Below are 19517 nucleotides of genomic sequence, written 5' to 3' on the forward strand. Positions count from 1 at the left end.
AGGCTATTGCAACTTGTAGCTGATCGGTACTTGCACCACCACTTGAGGCTTGCCCAATGGGTGTTTCAAATCGAGCGGGCAGGCCTTTCGCATGACCTCCATGGCGTCCTGATCGAGCACCGCATGGCCAGAGCTTTCGGCCACTTTCAGATCGACAAGCTGTCCATCGTGCCGAATGACGGCTTGCAACACCACCATGCCCTCCCACCGGTTCATTCTGGCAAGATGAGGGTAGCGTTTGAGCTGTTCGACACGGTTCCACAGCGCCTCCGCCAGCCAGCTATAGTCGGCTTTGGTGGCCGGTAGAGACTGCACCGGCAACTGATGGATCGAGGCCTGCTGGATAGGCGCAAAGGGTGTCGTCGCCGGAGTAGGCTCTTGCACGAGCTGACGTTCTTGAACCGAACCGGTCGAAACGGGCGGAGAGACCAATGAATGCGCTGATTCGGCGACCATAACCTGGCGTTCCTGGACTGCGCCTGTCACGACCGGCGCGGACGCGCTCTCGACCGTGGCCGTCTGGACCGGCTCGATGATCCGTTCTGCGACCGCTGCCGTGTGGATCGGTGTCGATGCATGTTCAACCGCCTGACGCGACACCGGAGTCGGAACTGCCGCCACGGAGGCTTCCTCCCGGGCCACCGGAGCCGGCTCTGTCACGACTTGCCGCGATTCGGTCGCGGCGACGGTCTGGACCGCCGCCAACTCGATTTGCGCCGTCTGGTTGATGGACTCCATCGAGCGCGTCATGACCTGTGGCGCAGGTTGAACAGCGGTTCGCACGGTGTTTCGAACCTCGGGTGTCATGTCTCGGATCTCTTGCCGGACGACCTGCGTCACGGTCTGGACCGTTTGCACCACCGGTTTCGTCTCGACCACCGGCTGCGTCATTCGTTTCAGTTTCGGTGGCGTCGGATTGGGCTGCGGCGGTTCGACGTCCTGGGGCGCGGGAGGTTGCACCAGCGAGACTTCCCATTTGAACGGTTCGGGTTGCGGGGGCAGGTGCAAGGTGGACGTCAGCGCGAAGGCCGCCCCAACCGCCAGGGTATGGGCGGCGGCCGAGACTACCCATCCCTGGACCCGATAGGTGAGGCTTCGATCCGATCCGGAATCCGGTGTGATCACGACCTGACGACCTCCAAACTGACTTGCTGGAATCCTAGCCCGCGCACTTCGTCCACCACCTGAACGAAGCGCTCCAACATCGTCACGCGATCAGCCCGGACAACAACCTGGGATTCCCTGGGGTGGGAATTCAGAACGATTCTCAATCCGTCCTCGGGAACAGGGCGATCGTTCAGGTAGAGCTTCCCTTCCGCCGTCAAGGTGATCACCAACGGAACATCCCTGCGGTCCCCCGCCTCCTTGGCCTTGGCCAAATCGACGGGGATCTGCCCCGTCGTGATGAAGGTTGCGGTGGTCAAGACGATGACCAGCAGGACCAGCATCACGTCCACCAACGGGATCACATTGATCTGGTCCAACTCACGATCCATATCGCACCTTGTGGAGCGTGAGCAGTTCGGCGACGCGGCGTCGCAGCACGTTGTTCATTACGACGCAGGGAATGGCGACCAACAGGCCGACCGCGGTGGCCTTCAGCGCCAGGCTGAGGCCGATCATGATCGTGTTCACGGCCATGGTGCCGGAAGTGCCCATCGTATAGAACGTCAGCATGATGCCGAGCACAGTGCCCAACAGTCCGATGTAGGGTGCGTTGGCGGCGACCGTGCCGATGATGACCAGCCGCTTGGTCAGCGCAATCTCAAACACCTGACGGTTTGGGAACTGCGAGAGGTCCACCCGGCGATAAAACAGCCATCGCTCGACGGCCACGGCGACGCACCACACGCTGAGAACTAACAACAGCCCGATGACCCCGTAATCGACCGTTTCTTTCAAGACTTCCATATCTCGATGACCTCGCGTCTTCTCCGGCCTTGTCCTTGCCAAATAGGACAATCAATGAATTTGAGAGAGGTTATCAATATCATGTTGCTAGAAACGCTGTCAACGGAAAATTCCGGAAAAGTTCAGAGGGATTAACGCGCAAGAAACAGGACCGTGTGCGTGGCTGCCACCCGGAGTTCAACGGGTGTGCCGACGGGATAGACGTGCGTCGAAGCTTCGCTGCTATGGATGGTTTGGCCGGACGGCAGGCCGATCGCATAGAGGTTTTCCGAGCCGCGGAACTGTCGGGACAAGATGCGGACGGGCGAGTCTTTGACAGGCATGATATGGACATCGTCCGGACGGATCATTACCACGACCTTGACTCCGTTCTCATAGCCGACCTGGTTCGGGAATTCGCCGATCTCCGTCCGCACCACACCGTTCTGCACGACGCCGGGGATGAAATCCGCCTGGCCGACGAAGTCCGCCACGAACGGCGTCGCGGGCGTGTGGTAGATTGCTTCCGGTGTGTCCACCTGCTCCAGGCGGCCTTGGTTCAGCACGGCGATCCGATCCGCCATCGCGAAGGCTTCATCGTGATCGTGTGTCACCAGGATGGTGGTCGTCCTAGTTTGCCGCAGGAGGTCATGGAGGTCCTGCCGCATCTTGCCGGTCATGTCGGGGTCGAGGTTGCTGAACGGCTCGTCGAGCAAAAGGATGACGGGCTTCTGCGCCAAGGCGCGGGCCAACGCCGCCCGTTGCTGCTGTCCGCCAGACAGTTCGTGTGGGTAGCGCCTTTCCAAGCCGATGAGACCAGTCATCTCCAGCATGGCTTGCACCTGGGCTCTGCGCCGGTCGCGCATCAGGCGGCGGAGACCGAACGCGATGTTGTCCGCCACGCACAGATGCGGAAAGAGCGCATATTCCTGGAAGACCATGCCGACGCGCCGCTGCTCCGCGGGAACCGTCAGCCTGACCGCGGAGACGAGCCGCCCCGAGAGCCAGACTTCGCCCGCGGAGACTGGTTCGAATCCGGCGATGACACGGAGAACCGTCGTCTTGCCGCATCCGGACGGCCCCAACAGGCAAAGGATCTCGCCTTCTCGCGCCGAGAATGAAATGTCCGAGATTGCTGGGTGCCCGGCTTGATAGGCGCATGACACTTTGCGCAGCTCGAGGACGGTCTGCTCCGGCAATTCCTTGTCCATGGTTCGATCCGTCAAACCGCCCGCCAATCCTTGGAGATGAGCAGCCGAAGGGCCGGCAGCGTCAGTGCCACGATTAAGAGCGCCGGCGGAGCGGCCAGTTGATAATATTCCTCGCTCGCCTCGAGCCATACCCGGATTGCTAGTGTGTCGAATCCCACGGGCCGGAGCAGCAACGTGGCCGGCAGCTCCTTCATGCACTGCAGAAACATCAGGACCCAGGCCGCGATGACCCCGTTGCGAACCAGGGGTATCGTCACCCGCTGGAGCGTCTCGCGCACGCCCAGGCCCAGGCTCCGGGCCGCTTCTTCCAGATTGGGCGTCACTTGCTGCAGGGCGGGCTCCAGCGATTGCAGTCCGGCCGGCAGAAAGTGCACGATGTAGGCGACTACCAGGATGGCGACAGAACCGTACCAGAACGGCACGGCCTGGGAAAAGAGCACCAGCAACGCCAAGGCGGCGACCGGCCCCGGCAGTGCATACCCGGCATAGGCCGCTTGGAGGCAGGTCAGGTTAAACCGTGAGGGACACCGGGTAGCCAGATAGGCAAGGGGAATCCCGATCGCAACGGCGCAGGTCGCGGCCACTGCGGACAGGACCGTGCTGTTCCAGATGAATCCGAAGAACCGGACGTCCACTGCTCCTTGCGCGATCGCGGAGAGACTCCACCGGACAAGCAGTGCCGCCGGAACAAGGAAGGCCGTGCCCAGCACGATCATGAGATAGCCGGTGGCCACTAGCGCGCCCAGCGGTCCGCATCGTCGGCGCTTGGGAGCCCGATAGCGGCCTGTCGTCTGGTAGAACCGGCTTTTCCGGCGGGACCAGCGTTCCGCGACCAGGAACACCAACGCGATGACGACCAGAAGCAGGCTGAGGATGCCGGCGGCCGCGTAGTCGTAGCGGCCGGTCATCTGCTGATAGACCGCGTACGTGAGCGTCTGGTATCGCAGCAGCGACACGGCTCCGAAGTCCGACACCGCATACAGGATCACTAGCGCAAGCCCGGCGACGATCGCCGGCCGCAGGAGCGGCAGCGTGACGCGCCGGAGAATCTCGAGGCGCGACGCGCCGCAGGCTTGCGCAACTTCTTCGAACGAGACGTTCAGATTGAGCCATGCCGTCCGGCTCAACAGATAGACAAACGGAAAGGTGTCGAGAGTCATGACGAGCGTCGTCCCAGCAAAGCCGTGCGGCGGAAAGAGGGGAAAGGGCCCTCCCGTGCCCAGGATAAACGTGTACACATACGCGAGCACGTAAGTCGGCATGGCCAGGGGCAACACCAGCGCCCATTCCCAGATGCGGCGCCCCGGAAAGTCGAATCGGACGACCAGCCAGGCGAGGGAAACGCCGAGCGCGCACGCGGCCAGCGATACTGCGGCGGCCAGCGATACGGTGTTGGTCAGCAGCTCAGGAATGCGCGTGGCCCACAGCCGGCCCCAAACGGCCGAATCGGCGGACAAGGCCAGAAACCCGACGTACAGCAAAGGCAGCGCAAGGAGGCCGGCCGTCGCCGCGGCGAACACCTGGAGCGGCGGGACGGCGATATGGCGGACGGCCGTGGTCATGCGGTGTCGGCTGTGTCAGCGAAGCCCTACCTGCTCGATGAGAGCCATAGTCGGCTCCCGCAGTTCAGCCAACCGGGCCAACGGCACCGTCGCGGCGCGGAAGGTCTTGCGCTCGATAAGGGCGGGGTCGGCGTTCACCTCGGGATGCAGCGGGTATTCTTTGTTGAGGTCAGCAAACATCTTTTGGCCGGTTTGTGTGGCGAGGAACACGACCAGCCGCTTCGCGCTGTCTAGGCGACGGGTATATTTGACGACTCCGATGCCTGCGACGTTCATGATGGCGCCCATCCCTCCTTCGTGCTGATCCGGCATCAGCGCGGCGAGGGGAGCTCCTGGCTGGATCGCCAGGTATCGATAGACGTAGTAGTGGTTCACCAACCCGACCTCCACCTCTCCTTTCGCGACGGCTTCCACGATCTGCGAGCTTTTCTGGTACACCCGGGTGCCGGCATTGGCTTTCAGCCCCTGGAGAAACCGCCTGGTCTTTTCATCTCCATAGGTCGCCTTGATGACCGACACGCCGGCCTGGAGATATTCGCTGCCTGAATTCGGGATGGCGATCTTGTCGTTCCAACGCGGTTCGGCGAGATCGAGGATGGACGTGATGTCTCCGGCCCTTACGCGCGCCGTGTTGTAGACCACGACCCAGAAGCGTCCCGATAAGCCCACCCAACTGTTGTCCGGCGCGCGGAACTGCGGCGGAATCGCCCGCTCGACCTCCGGGATAGAGAGCGGCCGCAGCAACCCCAGTTCCCGCGCCCGTTCCAAACTACCAGCGTCGTTGGTGATCAATACGTCGGCCGGGGTCCGTTCGCCTTCCGCCTGCAGGCGGTTCACCAATTCGGTGGTGCCCGATGACAGCAGCTCCACCTGGATGCCGGTTTGGGCCTGAAAGACATCAAGGACCGGCTTGATCAGGCGTTCGGCCCGTCCGGAGTAGACGACCAGTCGCTCCGCCGCCGGAGAGGACGGCGCCAGGCCGGCGATCGGGACCAAGCATACCAGGATCAGGATCGGCCACCTGTTTCTGTACCGAAAGGCGGTCCGAGGCTGGACCTCCCGATGATCAGATCGACGAACTCCTTCGTGCGTGTTCATGATGAATTGGACTCCCGGTGAAATGATTCATTTCCCGAACGATGCCGGCGATTGGGCGGGTCAATGGCGGCAGCTCGAGCAGAGGCCATACAATTCGAGCTTGTGAGTCTGAATGACGAAGCCGTTCCTGGCGGCGACTTCCTCCTGCAGACGCTCGATGTCGCAGTTTTCAAACTCGACGATCTTCCCGCAGCCTGTGCAGATCAGGTGGTCGTGATGCCCCTTGTGCGACACGTTGTCGTACTGGGTCTGCGATCCGAAATGACGAGCCTGCGCCAGGCCGGCGTCGCAGAAGAGGTTGAGGGTCCGGTAGATGGTCGCGAGGCCGAGGTGAGGGTCTTTCTTCGCTAGCAGATGGTACATCTCTTCGGCGGTAATGTGCTCCTTTTTGAGGAATTCATTAAGAATCAACTCCCGCTGCCGAGTCAGTTTGAGCTGATGTTTGGCCAGGTGCTCCTTGAGCACCTGCATTTCTTTCATGTTCTTCTGCGTATTTTTATGCGACGCCATCGGAGTCCGACGGAGATGATCCTTGAGCAGAATCATTTAAGACGAAATGAAAATCGGGGTCAAGGGGCGGCCTGGCCTGTCTTCCAGGGCCTGCCGCGGGTCTCCGATCGCCAGGCCCGTACGTTGACTGGCGGCTTGTCCCGAGATTATAGTGCGAAAATTTTTCGGCAGGCATGGTTCGCGGGTAGAACGCGATGCGCAATCCCCATCAGATGACGATCGACCGGGCGCTTCTGCTCTACGTGCTGCATCTTGCGGAGCCGTTCGGCCTGCTGAATGACGTGAAATTGCAATCCTTGTGCTTCCTGTGCGAGCTCCAGATGTTCGCGAAGCATCTCAAGGGCTTTCACTTCGAATTTTTCCGCTATGCCTACGGCGTGTTCAGCAAGGATTTGGACAACGATCTCATGTCGCTGCGGCGCAAGGAGCGGATCGAAAATTTCACGGTCTCCGACCAAGTCAAGGAAGAAGTGATCCCGCTGCTTTTGAAAGGCGTGGAGGGCGTGGAGACCAATGAAAAAATCATCGAGATTGTTGAGGCCGTCGTTCCGACCTACGGTCCGCAGGACAGCAGCGCGATTGCGAAGTCCGTCGAGGCTGTTGAACTGAGCACGCCGCAGGAACCTGACTTCAAGGTCGCTATTCGGGACATCGTCTTTCACACCACGATCTTGGTCCCGTCCCGCATCGAAACGGACGCGGAGTTTACACTGCCGCCGGCGGTCCTCGCAAAACTGAATACAGCGATGGGATATTAGCGAATAGCCGATAGCAAAAAGAGAGGATACTTTTGCTTATTTTCTATCCGGTTCGCTACGCGCTGTTTGCTTATAGCTTGTACAGTTCGCCGTACTTCCTTTCAAGATACGCCAAGAACGGTTCGGGGGAAAGGCGCTTGCCGGTGACCCGCTGCACCAAGTGGTCGGGGGTGAACATGCGCCCCCAGCGATGAATGTTCTGCTCGAGCCACCGCCGGAGCCCGATCAACTGGCCGGCCTCGATCTGCGCATCGAGATCGGGGATTTCCAGGCGCGCCTGATCATAGAACTGGACAGCGTAGAGATTGCCCAGGGTGTACGTGGGAAAATAGCCGAAGGAACCGAGCGACCAATGGACATCCTGTAAGACACCGTCCGCGTCCGTCTCCGGTGCAATGCCCAGATAGTCCTGCATCTTCTGATTCCAGAGAACTGGGAGATCTTCCACTTGAACGCGACCTTCGATCAGGTCCTGCTCGATCTCGAACCGCAGCATGATGTGGAGGTTGTAGGTCAGCTCATCCGCCTCCACACGGATCAGCGATGGCTTGGCGCGGTTGATGGCGGCATAAAATTGCTCCAGTTCGACGCCGCCGAGTTGTTCGGGAAACGTCTGTTGCAGAAGTGGGTAAAAGAACCGCCAGAAAGGGCGTGAACGGCCGACGCAGTTTTCCCACAGTCGCGATTGGCTTTCATGTATGCCCAGCGAAAGCGGCTCGCCCAACGGCGTGCCGTAATGGCGCGGGTCCAGGCCTTGGTCGTACAGCGCATGGCCTCCCTCGTGGATGCAACTGAACAGGCAGACCGGCAATTCCTTCTCATACACGCGTGTGGTGACGCGGACGTCGGTTGGATGGAAGGATGTCGTAAAAGGATGGGCTGAGAGGTCCAGGCGACCCCGCGCGAAGTCATACCCCATCGCCGTCAGCACCAGGCGGCCGAATTCCAGTTGGCGGGCTGTGTCATAGGATTTGAAGAGGACGGAATCGTCGATCTTGACGGAGCTGGCCATGACGCGGGTGAGCAACGGAACCAAGCGGGCCTTCAATTGGTCGAACAGCGGCTTCAGCGCGGCCGCCGTCGAGCCCGGTTCGTAGAAATCCAGCAGCGCATCGTAGGGTGATGCCGTGTAGCCGAGATAGCCGGCTTCCTCCCGCTTGAGAGCCACGACCGTGCGAAGACAGGGCAAAAACATTCCGAAGTCGCTCTTGCGCCGCGCTTCGGCCCAAATCTGTTGGGCCAGCGAGCATTCGCGGCTCAGGCGCTTCACGAACGCCGACGGCAGTTTCTTCGCCCGGCTGAAATCCCGCCACACTTCCCGGAGCAGGGAACGTGACGGCTCGTCCCAGGCGTCGCCGGGCGTCTCGATGATCAGGCCGGTCGCCGGATCAATCCATTGGGTCAGCTCCCGTTCGAGATCCGGCGAGACAAGCCGTTCGTGGGCGAGGCCTTGCAGCGTGGCGATTTGCTCTGCGCGGGCCTCTCCGCCTTTGGGCGGCATGTACGTTTCCTGGTCCCAGGACAGTACAGACGCTGCGCTGGTGATCCGTTGAATCTCAAGCAACCGGGCCGTCAGCGGTTCCAGGGTCGCGAGGGTCTTCACGGGTGAACTCCTAAATACAGGTGAGAGACCATGAGCTCTCGGCAAGAGGCCGCTTCAGGCCCGTGCGCTGAGGACCGATTTTACTGGCCTATAGCCCATCGCCTATTGCCCGAAGTCGGCTGAAAGTTTCGGGTATGATCGCCCGGTCAGTGTACGAAACGCCGAAGCGTTTTTTCAAATCGTGAGGTGAAGAGGATAATGAGAAATCTAATTTTACCGGAAATCGAAGCCTACGCCGAAGCCCACTCCGCCGCCGAGTCGGAAGTCTGCCGGGCGTTGCGTGAGGAGACCTACCGGACCATGGAGATCCCGCACATGATCGTTGGACCGTTGGAGGGCGCCTTTCTGAAAATGATGGCGTTGCTGGTGGACGCGAAACGGGTATTGGAAATCGGGACGTTCACAGGCTACAGCGCCCTGTGCTTCGCGGAAGCCCTGCCGGAGGACGGCCGTGTGATCACCTGCGAGATCGATCCGGAGTCCGCGGCCTTGGCCAGCAAGTATTTTGCCAAGAGCCCGCATGGCCGCAAAATCGACGTCCGAATGGGTCCCGCGCTGGAAACCTTGCGCGCGCTCGCCGGACCCTTCGACGTGATCTTCATCGATGCGGACAAGGTGAACTATGTGCACTATTATCGGCGGGCGCTGGAACTCGTATCACCGCGGGGCGTGATCCTGATCGACAACGTCCTCTGGTCCGGCAACGTGCTGGTGCATCCGCCGCTGGATGCTTCGACAGCCGCCATTCAGGACCTGAACCGCCTAGTGGCCACTGATCCGCGCGTGACGGCAGTGCTGGTCACAATCCGAGACGGCGTGATGGTGATAAAGAAAAGGACATGACCCGTTAGCGTCACGCGGCTTTGATGTCCGCTTCCCACGACACATGCGCCGGGCACCATTGCCAGATGCCGAGCGTGATGATGTAGACCAGCGCGGCGGGGATGCAGGCGGTGCGATGGACCTCGACCGTCCGATTAACCAGCCGAGTGGGATCGCCGCCGCAGCGCTTCAAATAGTCGTCGGCTTTGATGTCGTGCAGATCGATGTGAGGGACGAAGAAGGCCACGAACGGAATCGGCAACGCGGCGATCGCGGAGTCGTCCACCCATTCGCTGCCTGAGCAGTGATCGCCGGAGGTTTGAGCTGTGCGGATATCGTCTTTGACCAAGGTTTTCGTGCAGCCCGCCAAGAGCACACACCCAGCGACAAACAGTGACACCAACCGGCTTCCTTCTGCACGCTGTGCCATCGCTCCTCCATGAAGTGAATGGGTCAGATGCCGTCGTTGGACTGCGCACCATAACGAAGCGACGCCGCCGTGTCAAGGCACCGGCCGGTGGGAGAAACCGCTTGACGAGCGGCAGAGCCGATTGTTATAGCCCGTGCACCATGCGGAAGCCTTCGGAGTGGGCCGCCTACGGCGCAGTGACGGTGGCGGCTGTCCTGTGGGGTGGCTCTATCGTTGCGCAGAAGTTGGCGCTCGGGTCTTTCTCGCCCGTGGAAGCCTCCGTGCTGCGGGATACGGGCGGTCTCGCTCTTCTCATGGCGACCTGGTGGTGGCAGGAGGGCGCGATCGCCCGCCTTACGCCCGCGGATCTCCGAATCCTGGGGTTCCTCGGGCTCGGCGTGCTGGGGAATCACCTGTTGATCTTGATCGGGCTCAAGTATGTGAGTGGGGCCGTCGCGGGAGTCATCATCGGATCGTCTCCGGTCGTGACGTCGCTACTGTCGGCGATGTTGATTCAGGATGTGCCTCTGCGGGCCGTGTGGTTGGGGTGCCTGCTGTCGTTCGCGGGGGTAACGCTCGTGTCCGTGGCGGGTTTTCAGGCGGTCGGCGAACAGCCGGTGCTCGGCGGCACGCTCGTGTTCTTGGGCGTGGTGAGCTGGGCGCTCTACAGCATCGGCAGCCGTGCGATCATGGAACGGCTGTCCGCGCTGACAGTTAATTGGACGACGCTGTTGGTTGCCACGGTGCTCCAGGTCCCTTTGTTGTGGACCGATCGCAAAATGATGGAGGCTGGCGTGGCCTCGGTCACCGGTGCTGATTGGCTGGCGTTGGGCTATCTGGTGATCTTTGCAACCGCCGTCGCGCAGCAAGCGTGGCTGTACGGCGTGAACGGAATTGGGCCCTCGCGCGCGTCCGTCCTGGGCAACCTGACGCCCGTCGCGGCGGTGGGACTGTCCGCGCTCATCTTGAAAGACCCGGTGGGGTTAGTGGAGATCGTCGGAATTCTCTTGGTTCTGGCCGGCGTCTGGCTGGTCGGCTGGCAAACCTCTCGCCTCAAAGCTTAACCGCTCCAGCTCTCCGTCATTTGTCAGCAAGCCGATGGCTGACCACTGGTCGCCGGAGGCTCCCGCTCAGAGCCGCCTGCTATACTTGGACAGTATTGGGCTTTCCTGTCCACTCTGCGGCATGAACATGAACATGTCCACAGCGAGCAGCGAATAGCTCGCCGCAACCAACGCAGAGCTACTGGCTATTGGCTATAGACCGGAGATCACGATGGCACGCAAACTGTCCGTCATCCTGGGTGCAAGCCTGCTGGTGCTGATCATGGGGCCGGCAATCTCATTCGCCGGGAAATCGACCGATAAGCACGATTGCCGTCAAGAACGACCGAGAGGGCCCTACGTCTGTGAGCGGGGACCGCTCGCGGGCAGGACGTTTGCCACGAAGAAAGCCATGATCGAGGCCTTGCGGAATGGCGCGACCGCCTCTATGCCGGTCCAAAAGGAATCCGCGGTGAAGAGTCCGCCGGCCAAGGTCTCGAAGAAAAAGTAACTGAAGTAACTGCGTCGCTTTCTTGCCTGCTTATCGCGGGCGGGAGCGACGCTCGGCCACCTGAGTCGCTTTCACCTGCTTTCCTTATTACCTCTCGCTTAACCGAACAGTCTGAAAAAAGTCCGCTTGGTGCCTTATCGCCGCTCGCTCTGCTCCGCAGACATGGGGTATGATACGCCACTCTGAGCGCCAAGGAGCGAGCATGATCAAGGAACGAATCGAAGAAGTGACGCGCGCCAACCAGGCCTTTTACGACGCCTTCGAGAGCTTGGATATCGCGCGGATGGATCGCGTGTGGGCTCACCTGGAATATGTCACCTGCATCCATCCGGGCTGGTCGCAGCGGGTGGGGTGGCCGGCGGTGCGAGACTCGTGGGTGTTGATTTTCAACAACACGTTCTCCATGAAATTCGAGCTGACCGAGATTCAGATCCAGGTGGCGGGCGACATCGCCTGGGTCATCTGCACAGAGAACATCACCAGCCGCCAGGATGACCAGCTGGTCGAAAGCCGGGTATTAGCCACGAACCTCTATGAACGGATCGGGGATGAGTGGCTGATGATTCATCACCATGGGTCGCCAGTCATGGGCTGATGGCTCCCCTGTGCTCCCGGAGCCCGCACATCTGATAATTGGTACGAAACGATCAAGGTGAACGATGTGCTGGTTCGACGGCCGCAATTAGGGAACCATCAGCCCATTTCTTTTCGGGTAGGGGAGGGAAAGTAAGAACGGAGCGGTTGGAAGGCCCCCATTGCTCGCGCAGCCCGCACACGAGTCAGATTTGGATCTTCACTGTAGGATGGTGTGTTCGCCGGACACGCGCAGTTCGAGGATGTGCAAACCCCCCAAAAGCGTAGGGAAAGGTTTTCGGTGGACGTGCGCAGTGAAAGTACAACAGCCGCCCTTGTTTTTCGATCTACCCGTAGCGGTTCGAGGGGGTAAGGGTGGGCGGGAAGGTGCCACCGCGCCGCGCATCTATTTTTTTATATTTTATCCGAGACCAGACACACACAGTTTGGACGCCTCTGCAATGTGGTGAGCCTGCCAGGGATGCCCCACATAGGTTTCTGCTCACCATCGAATTTGGATACACCCCCCTGCATCTCTTCTGATACAGGCGTATTCTGTCAGGGGGTGGTACGCTGCGTGTATGTCTTCGATCATCGAGGGCATACTCCATCCGTCGCGAGATTGAGAGCAGCATCCGACCATTGGGGTCACATCTCCCCGCTGGCATTCGGCTTGCCTTTCTCGGCGAAAGCGGAGTCGCACAAGAGAGAGCCCTGAGGGAGACGAGTGCTTCCAGACTCGGGTCCTTCCAATGCGAGCGAGACAGAAGAGGTGAAGGGTGCCGGAGAACCCAATTGAGATCAAGCCAGGTCACGCAGGAAGGCTCATAGTGCTTCTTCCCTATTCCTCCGAGCGCGTGGCTAAGATCAAGACCGTCGCCGGTCGCCGCTGGCATCAGGGCGAGAAGTATTGGACGATTCCCCACACCGATTCGGCGCTCGCCTATCTGCGGACTCTCTTTGCGGGAGAGCCGCTTGAGGTCGATCCGTCGCTGCATCCGCTGATCACTGCCGATGATCGTGAGTCATCCTGGAAACGAACGGGCGATCAATCGAACGCGACCGACGTCAAACTCCTCGATCAGATCCGCCAGGCCATCCGCGCCAGGCATTTTAGTCATCGAACCGAGGATGCGTTGTTGGGTGGACAGGCGATTCATCATTTCCCATCAGGACCGTCAGCCAGCAGAGATGGGCGAAACGGAGATCGGTCACTTCCTGTCGTGCCTGGCCAGTGACGCGCACGTCAGTGCTGCGACGCAGAATCAAGCGTTGAATGCCCTCTTGTTTTTGTACCGTGAGGTCCTGGGCAAGGACATCGGGTACGTGAACGGCGTGGTCCGCGCCAAAAAGCCAAGACGGTTGCCCGTGGTGCTGACACAGGAGGAAGTCAAACGCGTGCTCAGTGGCTTAAGCGGCACTCCCCTGGTTGATGGCGATGCTCCTGTATGGCGCGGGACTGCGTTTGCTGGAGTGATGCCGTCTACGAGTCAAAGACATTGACTTCTCTCAGAATCAGATCGTGGTGCGGGCCGGCAAGGGGGATACGGACCGTTACACTACGCTGCCTGCGGCGGTCAAGGAGGCACTCCTTCGTCATCTGCAGGTGGTCAAGCGCCAACATCAGGACGATCTTAGGAACGGTGCGGGCTGCGTCGCCTTACCCAATGCCCTGGAGCGGAAGTACCCCACTGCCGGGAAGGAGTGGGCATGGCCACGGGTCTTTCCCGCCACCAGCCATTACACCGACCGCATTACCGGTGAGCGGCGCAGGCACCACCTGCACGAGTCCGTCCTGCAGCGCGCCTTCAAGGCAGCCCGACTGAAAGCCGGGATCGCCAAGCCGGCAAGCTGCCATACGTTGCGCCACTCCTTTGCGACCCACCTGCTGGAGGACGGGTATGATATTCGGACGGTCCAAGAGCTGCTGGGCCACAGGGACGTGAGCACCACGATGATCTACACGCATGTCTTAAACCGGGGCGGTCGGGGAATCCATAGCCCGGCTGACCGCCTCGGATATGGACCTGCCACACCCTGACAGGCGGGGCGGAGAGCCGTGAAGGCACGCCGGGATAGGCTGACCAGGCTTGCAGTGTTTGCCAGGCTCCGGAGGGCCGAAAAATTTCTTGCTAAGTACGGAAAAAGCTTATTAGATTGGCCGTAACCAAGAAACCGGTTGGCGGGGATAGGCTGACCAATCTACTCAATATTAGACAGCCTCGGCGTATGCTGTGGGAGAGACTACCGTGGGATCGTCAGTAGCAGAGAAGTCTGGAGCTCTCCTCCGATTCCTGAAGGACACCGCCACTCTCCGGCGAAAGCGCATCCCGGCCTACGGGGCGGGCGACAAGGTTTTCTGGTTTGGTGTGGTCCCGAGGGATCGTCCCGAAATTCGTTCTGCTTTCTTGGCTGACAATCCCGGCGACTTCCCCGATCTCTGGCTTGAGGTACGCAAGAAGCGCATGCCGCCCCGGCCAGCCGTCCCGGAAATCCTCAAAGACTGGGTCCGCCCACAGGATCTTGACCAAGCGGGCCAAGAGCCTGAGCTCTTGCCAGAGATCACAGTCCTCGTCGAAACCAGGATGGCAGATCCCGATGCACCACCTGAACAGGGCCAGACGCTGGCTGAAAAGGTTCCAGAAGTACGGCGTCTGGAGGATTATCCCGAAGTGCAAGATGCCTGGCTTGAGTACCTGGTGAATCAGTGGGAGCCCTGGGCGCAAGAAATGCGTAGCTGGCGGGAGGCTCAGCGGGTCTATGAGGATGTGGACTTCATGTGTCGTCGTCTCGAGGAGGCTGAGGAGCGCTACGAACTGGTCCTCGGGGTGGGGTTTCTCATGTGGCGAGATCCCACCGGGACGACTGTCAAGCGCCACCTTCTCACCGCCCCCGCCGAGATTGCTCTTGACGCGGCTCGCGGTGTCCTTACGGTAGGCCCTGCTGCCTCCTTTGAGAAGTTTCGCATCGAACTAGACATGCTGGAACTCCAGAACCAGCCCCGCTTAGAGGGAGCGGGTCTCGATGATCGTTTGGAGGAACTTGACATCCGAGCATGGGACAGAGCAACGGTTGGTGAGATCCTGCGCGTAATCGCCAACCGCGCGAGCCCGGATGCTCAGGTGGACGAGAGCAGACTGGAGCCGCTCGAGCCGGCGGATGAAACGTTCCGAGTAGTCTATGCCCCAGCGCTCGTCCTGCGCGAGCGACGCCCGACGGCCTATGAGGAACTGATCACTCGCTTTCTCAAGGCCACCGACGATGAGTCGCTCTCAACAACAACTGAGCCCTGGGAGCGCTTCCTCCGCGAAGGCGAGCCGACCGAACTTTCAGCGGGCGAGAGCGTAGAAGACCCTGAGAACAACTTGGGATTGGGCGAGGACCGCCTCTACTTCCCCCTCCCAACGAACGAGGAGCAACGAAGGATCGCCGAGCGCTTGCGGGTGCGACCCTATGTGCTCGTCAAAGGGCCGCCGGGAACAGGAAAGAGCCACACGATCGCCAACCTCATTTGCCACCTCTTGGCTTCAGGTGAACGGGTCTTAGTAACGGCTCATGCGCCAAAGGCCTTGGCCGTCTTGAGGGAGTTGCTTCCTGGTGACATTCGTAACTTGTGCGTCACTACGTTTGGATCAACGCGTGACGACCAGCGCCTTCTTGAACACAGCGTTCGTGGGATTCTCTCTCGAAAAAGTGAATGGAGAGGAGAAAGGTGGGCACTGGAAAAGATCGCTGAACTTGAACGCGAATTGCGTCAACTGGAAGACAGAGTTGCCCAGGTGGAACGCGACTTGCGCGAAACTCGCGAGGCCGAGACTCACCCGCACACACTGTATGGGGGTTATCAGGGCACAGCCGCGCAGATCGCGCGGGCACGTGAGGCCAGGCGGAGCGAATACGATTGGTTCCCCGAACTTCCCGACGACCATAGCCGCTGCCCACTGGAGCCTACCGACATAGAGTTCCTCGCTGATGTCCATAGCCATCTGACCGAGGAGCGGTTGAAAGAGCTGCGTCTGGACATCAACGCTGACTCCCTTCCTAGTCCCAAGGAATTCGAAAATGTTTCGGTTGAGCTAAAGGATGCGGAGCAGTCTGCTGAAGCGACGCGGAGGGGGATCCAACCCGACGAGCTTGAGCCCCTTCGACCTATAAGCGACGAGGTGCTCAGTGCGTCCGAAGCTTTCCTCAAGAACCTCGAAGAGCATGCGGTGCGAGCCAGCCGGGTGCTCGGTGAGCTGACCGAGGGCATCCTCGGGGACCTGCTTGTTGGGCAACAGGTGCGATGGAGCCAACTCGCCCAGGATGGCGCTCGGACACTTGATAAACTGCGGGATGCACGCGAGAGAGGGGGGAACGGGCAAGTAGAGATTCCGTCACAAGCTTCGGATCAACAGCTACTGAGCGATGCGCGAAGGCGCCTCGAGCACTTCAGCAAGGGGGGGTGGCGAGGCTTGGGCTTCCTCGCTCCCCGCGTCGTGCGTGAGACACGCTATGTCGAGGAATCGTGCCGGATTGATGGACAAGCACCGCGGCAGCCGCAACAGCTTGAGAGACTCCTTGCTTTCCTCGAATTGAAAGCGGGCGTAGAGGAGTTTCAACGGCTCTGGCCCGCCACCATTCATCTCGATCGTCCCGATCCTAGGCATGATGTCGCCCACATCGAGGGCTTGGTGCAAGAGCTACACGGCTTGCTCGAATTGTTTCGAAAGCAACCACCGAACGCTCTAGCTCCGGTGCCCGTTGGCAGGAGGGTTGACCTCGCCCAGTCCAATGAGCGCGAGAAGTGGCTCGCTCTGATCAGGGCCGAAATGGCCCGTCGCCACGTAGATCGGGTCCGGGAGCCGCTCGAAGGCTGGCGGGCTACGTTGCGTCAAATCATCCTTTCAGGAAACGCTCACTCCTGCCTGCAACGGATGGCCGAAGCCGTTGAAGACCGGGACGGTGAGAAGTGGAAGACGGCGTGGGAGACGCGAGAGCGTCTAAAGGTAGAGAAGGATCGCTTCCGCCGGTATGAGGAACTGATCAGCCAACTTGATAAGGCGCATCCGGGTCTGGGAGAGCTTCTACGATCGAGCGAGGGGCGTCCTGAATGGAAAGGTCAACTGCTTCAGCTTGGAGAGGCATGGGCTTGGGCCGCTGCGAGGGCATGGCTTCGTAAGGTAACCGACCCGGAACGCTACGAGCAGCTCGCTGAGGAAAGGCAGCGGTTGCAAGACAGAATCGAGAAGAAGCTCGAAGAACTAGCGGCCCTCAAAGCTTGGCAGGCGTTTTTCGTGCGGGTAGACGATCAAACGGAGCAAAATCTCACGGCCTGGACAAAGGCAGTTGTCCGTATCGGAAAAGGGACGGGAAAGTACGCCTACCGGCACCGGAGAACAGCGCGCCAGTATTTGATGGCATGCATCCCGAGGATACCGGCCTGGATCATGCCCCTCCATAAGCTCTGGGAGACGACGGACCCAACGCCGGGGGTCTTCGATACTGTGATCGTTGATGAGGCATCGCAGGCGGGAATCGACGCGCTGGCCCTCCTTCTGCTCGCAAAGCGCATTATCGTCGTTGGCGACGATAAGCAGAACAGCCCTGAGGCAGTGGGCATCCTCGAAGAGGACATCGCGCGGCTGGCCCGTGACCATCTTCGAGAGTTTCGGTTCCGCGACGAATTTCGGCCTGACACAAGCCTCTATGACCATGCCGAACGAGCTTTCGGAAACCTGATCTCGCTTCGCGAGCATTTCCGCTGCGTGCCCGAGATCATTCGTTTCAGCAACGATCTGTTTTACACAGACGCCCCCTTGATTCCGTTGCGCCAGCCTCCTCCCAAGAGACTTCCACCACTGAAAGCAATGTTTGTGGAGAAAGGCGCCTGCGAAGGAGATGGCCAGCGAATCATTAACCGCGCTGAGGCAGAAGCAATCGTTACGACAATCCAGGAGTGTCTCGATAACGAAGCTTATGGTAAGACAATGGGAGTCATCGCCCTCCAGGGACACGCTCAAGCAGAGCTCATCGAAAGGAAACTGGCCGAGGTGCTCGAGCCGAAGGTTCGTGAAGAAAGGAAACTCCGATGCGGAGTACCTGCTACTTTTCAGGGCGACCAGAGGGACGTGATCTTCTTGTCGCTTGTCGTGGCGCCCAACCACCATTTCAGGGCATTGACGGGGCTCCCCGACCAGCGGCGCTTCAATGTGGCGATGAGCCGCGCTCGAGATCAGGTATGGCTTTTTCACAGCGTTCAGCCTCACGACCTCAGTCACGAAGATTTGCGATGGCGTCTTCTAAACTTCTTCTACAGTCCGGGCCAGGGGGCGCTTGAAGAGCTTTACGAAGAGTCAGACCGCCTGGAGCGGGAAGTAAGACGCCCTTCACGACAGCCGGGCGAACAGCCTGACCCCTACGAAAGCTGGTTCGAGGTTGACGTTGCCCTAGAGCTCCTGAGGAGAAGATACCGGCTCCGTCCGCAGGTTGAGGTTGCAGGCTATCGCCTTGATCTTGTGGTCGAAGGACTGGTCAGCCGGTTGGCCGTGGAGTGTGATGGCGAAACCTGGCATGGGCCGGAGATGTTTGCACAGGACATGGCCCGGCAGCGGCAGCTTGAGCGAGCCGGATGGACGTTCGTGCGCATTCGCGAGTCGGAATTCTACGGGGACCGCGAGGATGTTGTACGCCGGATTGTCGAGGCATGCGAGGAACTCGGTATTCGACCGATCGGAGAGGAAGAACGTGAGATGGACGAGGAACCAACAGGGAGCGCTCCGGTAGGCGAAGCGTTGTCAGAGGAGCACGAGGAAGAGGGCGAACCTGGCGAGGGGGAGGAAGCTGCTAAGAGGACTGGAGAGTATCGAGGGCCCGCACCCTTAGCGGTGTATTCGGAGGAATCGGGCTTCCCTGATCCGCGTGATGCTTCTCCCACCAACGTTCGGGCAGCTCTGCGCCGGATAATAGAAAGGGAGGGCCCGCTGACCAAGCGCTTTCTTATCAAGCTCTACGTGGCGGGTTGTCCAACTTTGCACCGTGCTGGCAAAGCCGTGAGGAGTCTACTGAATAGAGCCTTGCACAGCATGCAGAGGGCGGGGGAGATTGTCGTGGAAGACGAACTCGGTGACCGCTCGCTTGAGTCACAAGTTCTACGGCTTGCCGCTGCCCCGAGAGTCAGGGAAAGGCCCGCTGGTCAGCGCGATCTCTTGGAGATTCCACCATCAGAATTGCTCTTGGTGCTCGACCGTATTCAAACCTCAAGTACCGTGCATGATGACGAGGCTCTGGCTCGAGCTTTGCTTAAGCATTATGGGTTCACTCGTTTGACAGAACTTCGCAGAAAGCACGTCACGATGATTCTAGATGTATACCGCCGGCAGCGCCGTGAGTCCAAGTCCGGCCGAACGGCGTATGATGGGCAGGCTGTCTAACAACGGCATGCAGCGGACGGCAAACTGCGCCGCCGCTGATGCCGAACGTTAGACGCCGAGTATTTGCCGGAGATCTGGAACCGCTGAATGCAATTTGAGTGGGATCGCGAAAAGG

15 protein-coding genes and 1 pseudogene are annotated in these 19517 nt (G+C 60.0%); 7 read left to right on the plus strand and 9 right to left on the minus strand.

Annotated elements, in window-relative coordinates; genetic code table 11:
* Window positions 1–3: 3 nt before the first annotated feature.
* From ACWHTU_RS04345 to ACWHTU_RS04375, 7 genes are all read right to left on the minus strand, one after another.
* The gene (locus ACWHTU_RS04345) at window positions 4–1125 is read right to left on the minus strand and encodes a TonB family protein (protein ID WP_447861956.1); all 1122 of its coding nucleotides are present in this window, start codon (window positions 1123–1125) and stop codon (window positions 4–6) included.
* The gene (locus tag ACWHTU_RS04350; RefSeq protein WP_447861957.1) at window positions 1122–1496 is read right to left on the minus strand and encodes a biopolymer transporter ExbD; all 375 of its coding nucleotides are present in this window, start codon (window positions 1494–1496) and stop codon (window positions 1122–1124) included. Before ACWHTU_RS04350 ends, ACWHTU_RS04345 begins: the two co-directional genes overlap by 4 nt.
* Window positions 1486–1911, minus strand: a complete 426-nt coding sequence (gene exbB / locus ACWHTU_RS04355; protein WP_447861959.1) for a TonB-system energizer ExbB — start codon at window positions 1909–1911, stop codon at window positions 1486–1488. The genes ACWHTU_RS04350 and exbB overlap by 11 nt, the downstream gene beginning before the upstream one ends.
* 131 nt (window positions 1912–2042) lie before the next feature.
* Complete coding sequence (locus tag ACWHTU_RS04360; RefSeq protein ID WP_447861960.1) at window positions 2043–3101, minus strand: ABC transporter ATP-binding protein; 1059 nt, start codon at window positions 3099–3101, stop codon at window positions 2043–2045.
* An 11-nt stretch (window positions 3102–3112) separates the two neighbouring features.
* Window positions 3113–4663 carry an ABC transporter permease gene (locus ACWHTU_RS04365; RefSeq protein WP_447861962.1) on the minus strand — a complete coding sequence of 517 codons (1551 nt, stop codon included), beginning with the start codon at window positions 4661–4663 and terminating at the stop codon, window positions 3113–3115.
* 15 nt (window positions 4664–4678) lie between these two features.
* The gene (locus ACWHTU_RS04370; protein WP_447861963.1) at window positions 4679–5761 is read right to left on the minus strand and encodes an extracellular solute-binding protein; all 1083 of its coding nucleotides are present in this window, start codon (window positions 5759–5761) and stop codon (window positions 4679–4681) included.
* Window positions 5762–5821: 60 nt separating this feature from the next.
* Entirely contained in the window at window positions 5822–6241 is a 420-nt protein-coding gene (locus tag ACWHTU_RS04375) for a Fur family transcriptional regulator (protein ID WP_447861964.1), read from the minus strand.
* A gap of 224 nt (window positions 6242–6465) precedes the next feature.
* Between ACWHTU_RS04375 and ACWHTU_RS04380 the strand changes: the two genes are divergently transcribed.
* A complete protein-coding gene (locus ACWHTU_RS04380; protein WP_447861966.1) occupies window positions 6466–7029 on the plus strand; it encodes a hypothetical protein in 564 nt (187 codons plus the stop codon).
* Window positions 7030–7099: 70 nt separating this feature from the next.
* On the opposite strand, the gene ACWHTU_RS04385 is transcribed toward ACWHTU_RS04380, so the two are convergent.
* A complete protein-coding gene (locus tag ACWHTU_RS04385) occupies window positions 7100–8632 on the minus strand; it encodes a carboxypeptidase M32 (RefSeq protein ID WP_447861967.1) in 1533 nt (510 codons plus the stop codon).
* A gap of 198 nt (window positions 8633–8830) precedes the next feature.
* Here ACWHTU_RS04385 and ACWHTU_RS04390 point away from each other — a divergent pair, with 198 nt between their 5' ends.
* On the plus strand, window positions 8831–9475 hold the full coding sequence (locus tag ACWHTU_RS04390; protein WP_447861969.1) for an O-methyltransferase: 645 nt from the start codon (window positions 8831–8833) through the stop codon (window positions 9473–9475).
* A 10-nt stretch (window positions 9476–9485) separates the two neighbouring features.
* On the opposite strand, the gene ACWHTU_RS04395 is transcribed toward ACWHTU_RS04390, so the two are convergent.
* Window positions 9486–9884 carry a hypothetical protein gene (locus ACWHTU_RS04395; RefSeq protein WP_447861970.1) on the minus strand — a complete coding sequence of 133 codons (399 nt, stop codon included), beginning with the start codon at window positions 9882–9884 and terminating at the stop codon, window positions 9486–9488.
* A gap of 140 nt (window positions 9885–10024) precedes the next feature.
* Between ACWHTU_RS04395 and ACWHTU_RS04400 the strand changes: the two genes are divergently transcribed.
* The 5 genes and pseudogenes from ACWHTU_RS04400 to ACWHTU_RS04420 all read left to right on the plus strand — a co-directional run bounded on the left by ACWHTU_RS04400 (window position 10025) and on the right by ACWHTU_RS04420 (window position 19402).
* Window positions 10025–10927, plus strand: a complete 903-nt coding sequence (locus tag ACWHTU_RS04400) for a DMT family transporter (RefSeq protein ID WP_447861972.1) — start codon at window positions 10025–10027, stop codon at window positions 10925–10927.
* Between the two features lie 211 nt (window positions 10928–11138).
* Window positions 11139–11417 (plus strand): hypothetical protein, encoded by a 279-nt coding sequence (locus ACWHTU_RS04405; RefSeq protein ID WP_447861974.1) that lies wholly within the window; start codon window positions 11139–11141, stop codon window positions 11415–11417.
* Window positions 11418–11619: 202 nt separating this feature from the next.
* On the plus strand, window positions 11620–12012 hold the full coding sequence (locus ACWHTU_RS04410) for a nuclear transport factor 2 family protein (RefSeq protein ID WP_447861975.1): 393 nt from the start codon (window positions 11620–11622) through the stop codon (window positions 12010–12012).
* Window positions 12013–13075: 1063 nt separating this feature from the next.
* Window positions 13076–14031 (plus strand): annotated as a pseudogene (locus ACWHTU_RS04415) (integron integrase).
* A 208-nt stretch (window positions 14032–14239) separates the two neighbouring features.
* The gene (locus ACWHTU_RS04420) at window positions 14240–19402 is read left to right on the plus strand and encodes an AAA domain-containing protein (protein WP_447861977.1); all 5163 of its coding nucleotides are present in this window, start codon (window positions 14240–14242) and stop codon (window positions 19400–19402) included.
* The last annotated feature ends 115 nt before the right edge of the window (window positions 19403–19517 follow it).

It is taken from the genome of Nitrospira calida, assembly GCF_976986435.1.

What these genes read in the sequence shown, in the direction of transcription:
- ACWHTU_RS04410 (WP_447861975.1), top strand. Translation starts at nt 11,620, where the DNA reads ATGATCAAGGAACGAATCGAAGAAGTGACGCGCGCCAACCAGGCCTTT.
- ACWHTU_RS04400 (WP_447861972.1), top strand. Translation starts at nt 10,025, where the DNA reads ATGCGGAAGCCTTCGGAGTGGGCCGCCTACGGCGCAGTGACGGTGGCG.
- ACWHTU_RS04375 (WP_447861964.1), bottom strand. Translation starts at nt 6,241, where the DNA reads ATGAAAGAAATGCAGGTGCTCAAGGAGCACCTGGCCAAACATCAGCTC.
- ACWHTU_RS04390 (WP_447861969.1), top strand. Translation starts at nt 8,831, where the DNA reads ATGAGAAATCTAATTTTACCGGAAATCGAAGCCTACGCCGAAGCCCAC.
- ACWHTU_RS04395 (WP_447861970.1), bottom strand. Translation starts at nt 9,884, where the DNA reads ATGGCACAGCGTGCAGAAGGAAGCCGGTTGGTGTCACTGTTTGTCGCT.
- ACWHTU_RS04350 (WP_447861957.1), bottom strand. Translation starts at nt 1,496, where the DNA reads ATGGATCGTGAGTTGGACCAGATCAATGTGATCCCGTTGGTGGACGTG.
- ACWHTU_RS04365 (WP_447861962.1), bottom strand. Translation starts at nt 4,663, where the DNA reads ATGACCACGGCCGTCCGCCATATCGCCGTCCCGCCGCTCCAGGTGTTC.
- ACWHTU_RS04405 (WP_447861974.1), top strand. Translation starts at nt 11,139, where the DNA reads ATGGCACGCAAACTGTCCGTCATCCTGGGTGCAAGCCTGCTGGTGCTG.
- ACWHTU_RS04380 (WP_447861966.1), top strand. Translation starts at nt 6,466, where the DNA reads ATGCGCAATCCCCATCAGATGACGATCGACCGGGCGCTTCTGCTCTAC.
- ACWHTU_RS04360 (WP_447861960.1), bottom strand. Translation starts at nt 3,101, where the DNA reads ATGGACAAGGAATTGCCGGAGCAGACCGTCCTCGAGCTGCGCAAAGTG.
- exbB (WP_447861959.1), bottom strand. Translation starts at nt 1,911, where the DNA reads ATGGAAGTCTTGAAAGAAACGGTCGATTACGGGGTCATCGGGCTGTTG.
- ACWHTU_RS04370 (WP_447861963.1), bottom strand. Translation starts at nt 5,761, where the DNA reads ATGAACACGCACGAAGGAGTTCGTCGATCTGATCATCGGGAGGTCCAG.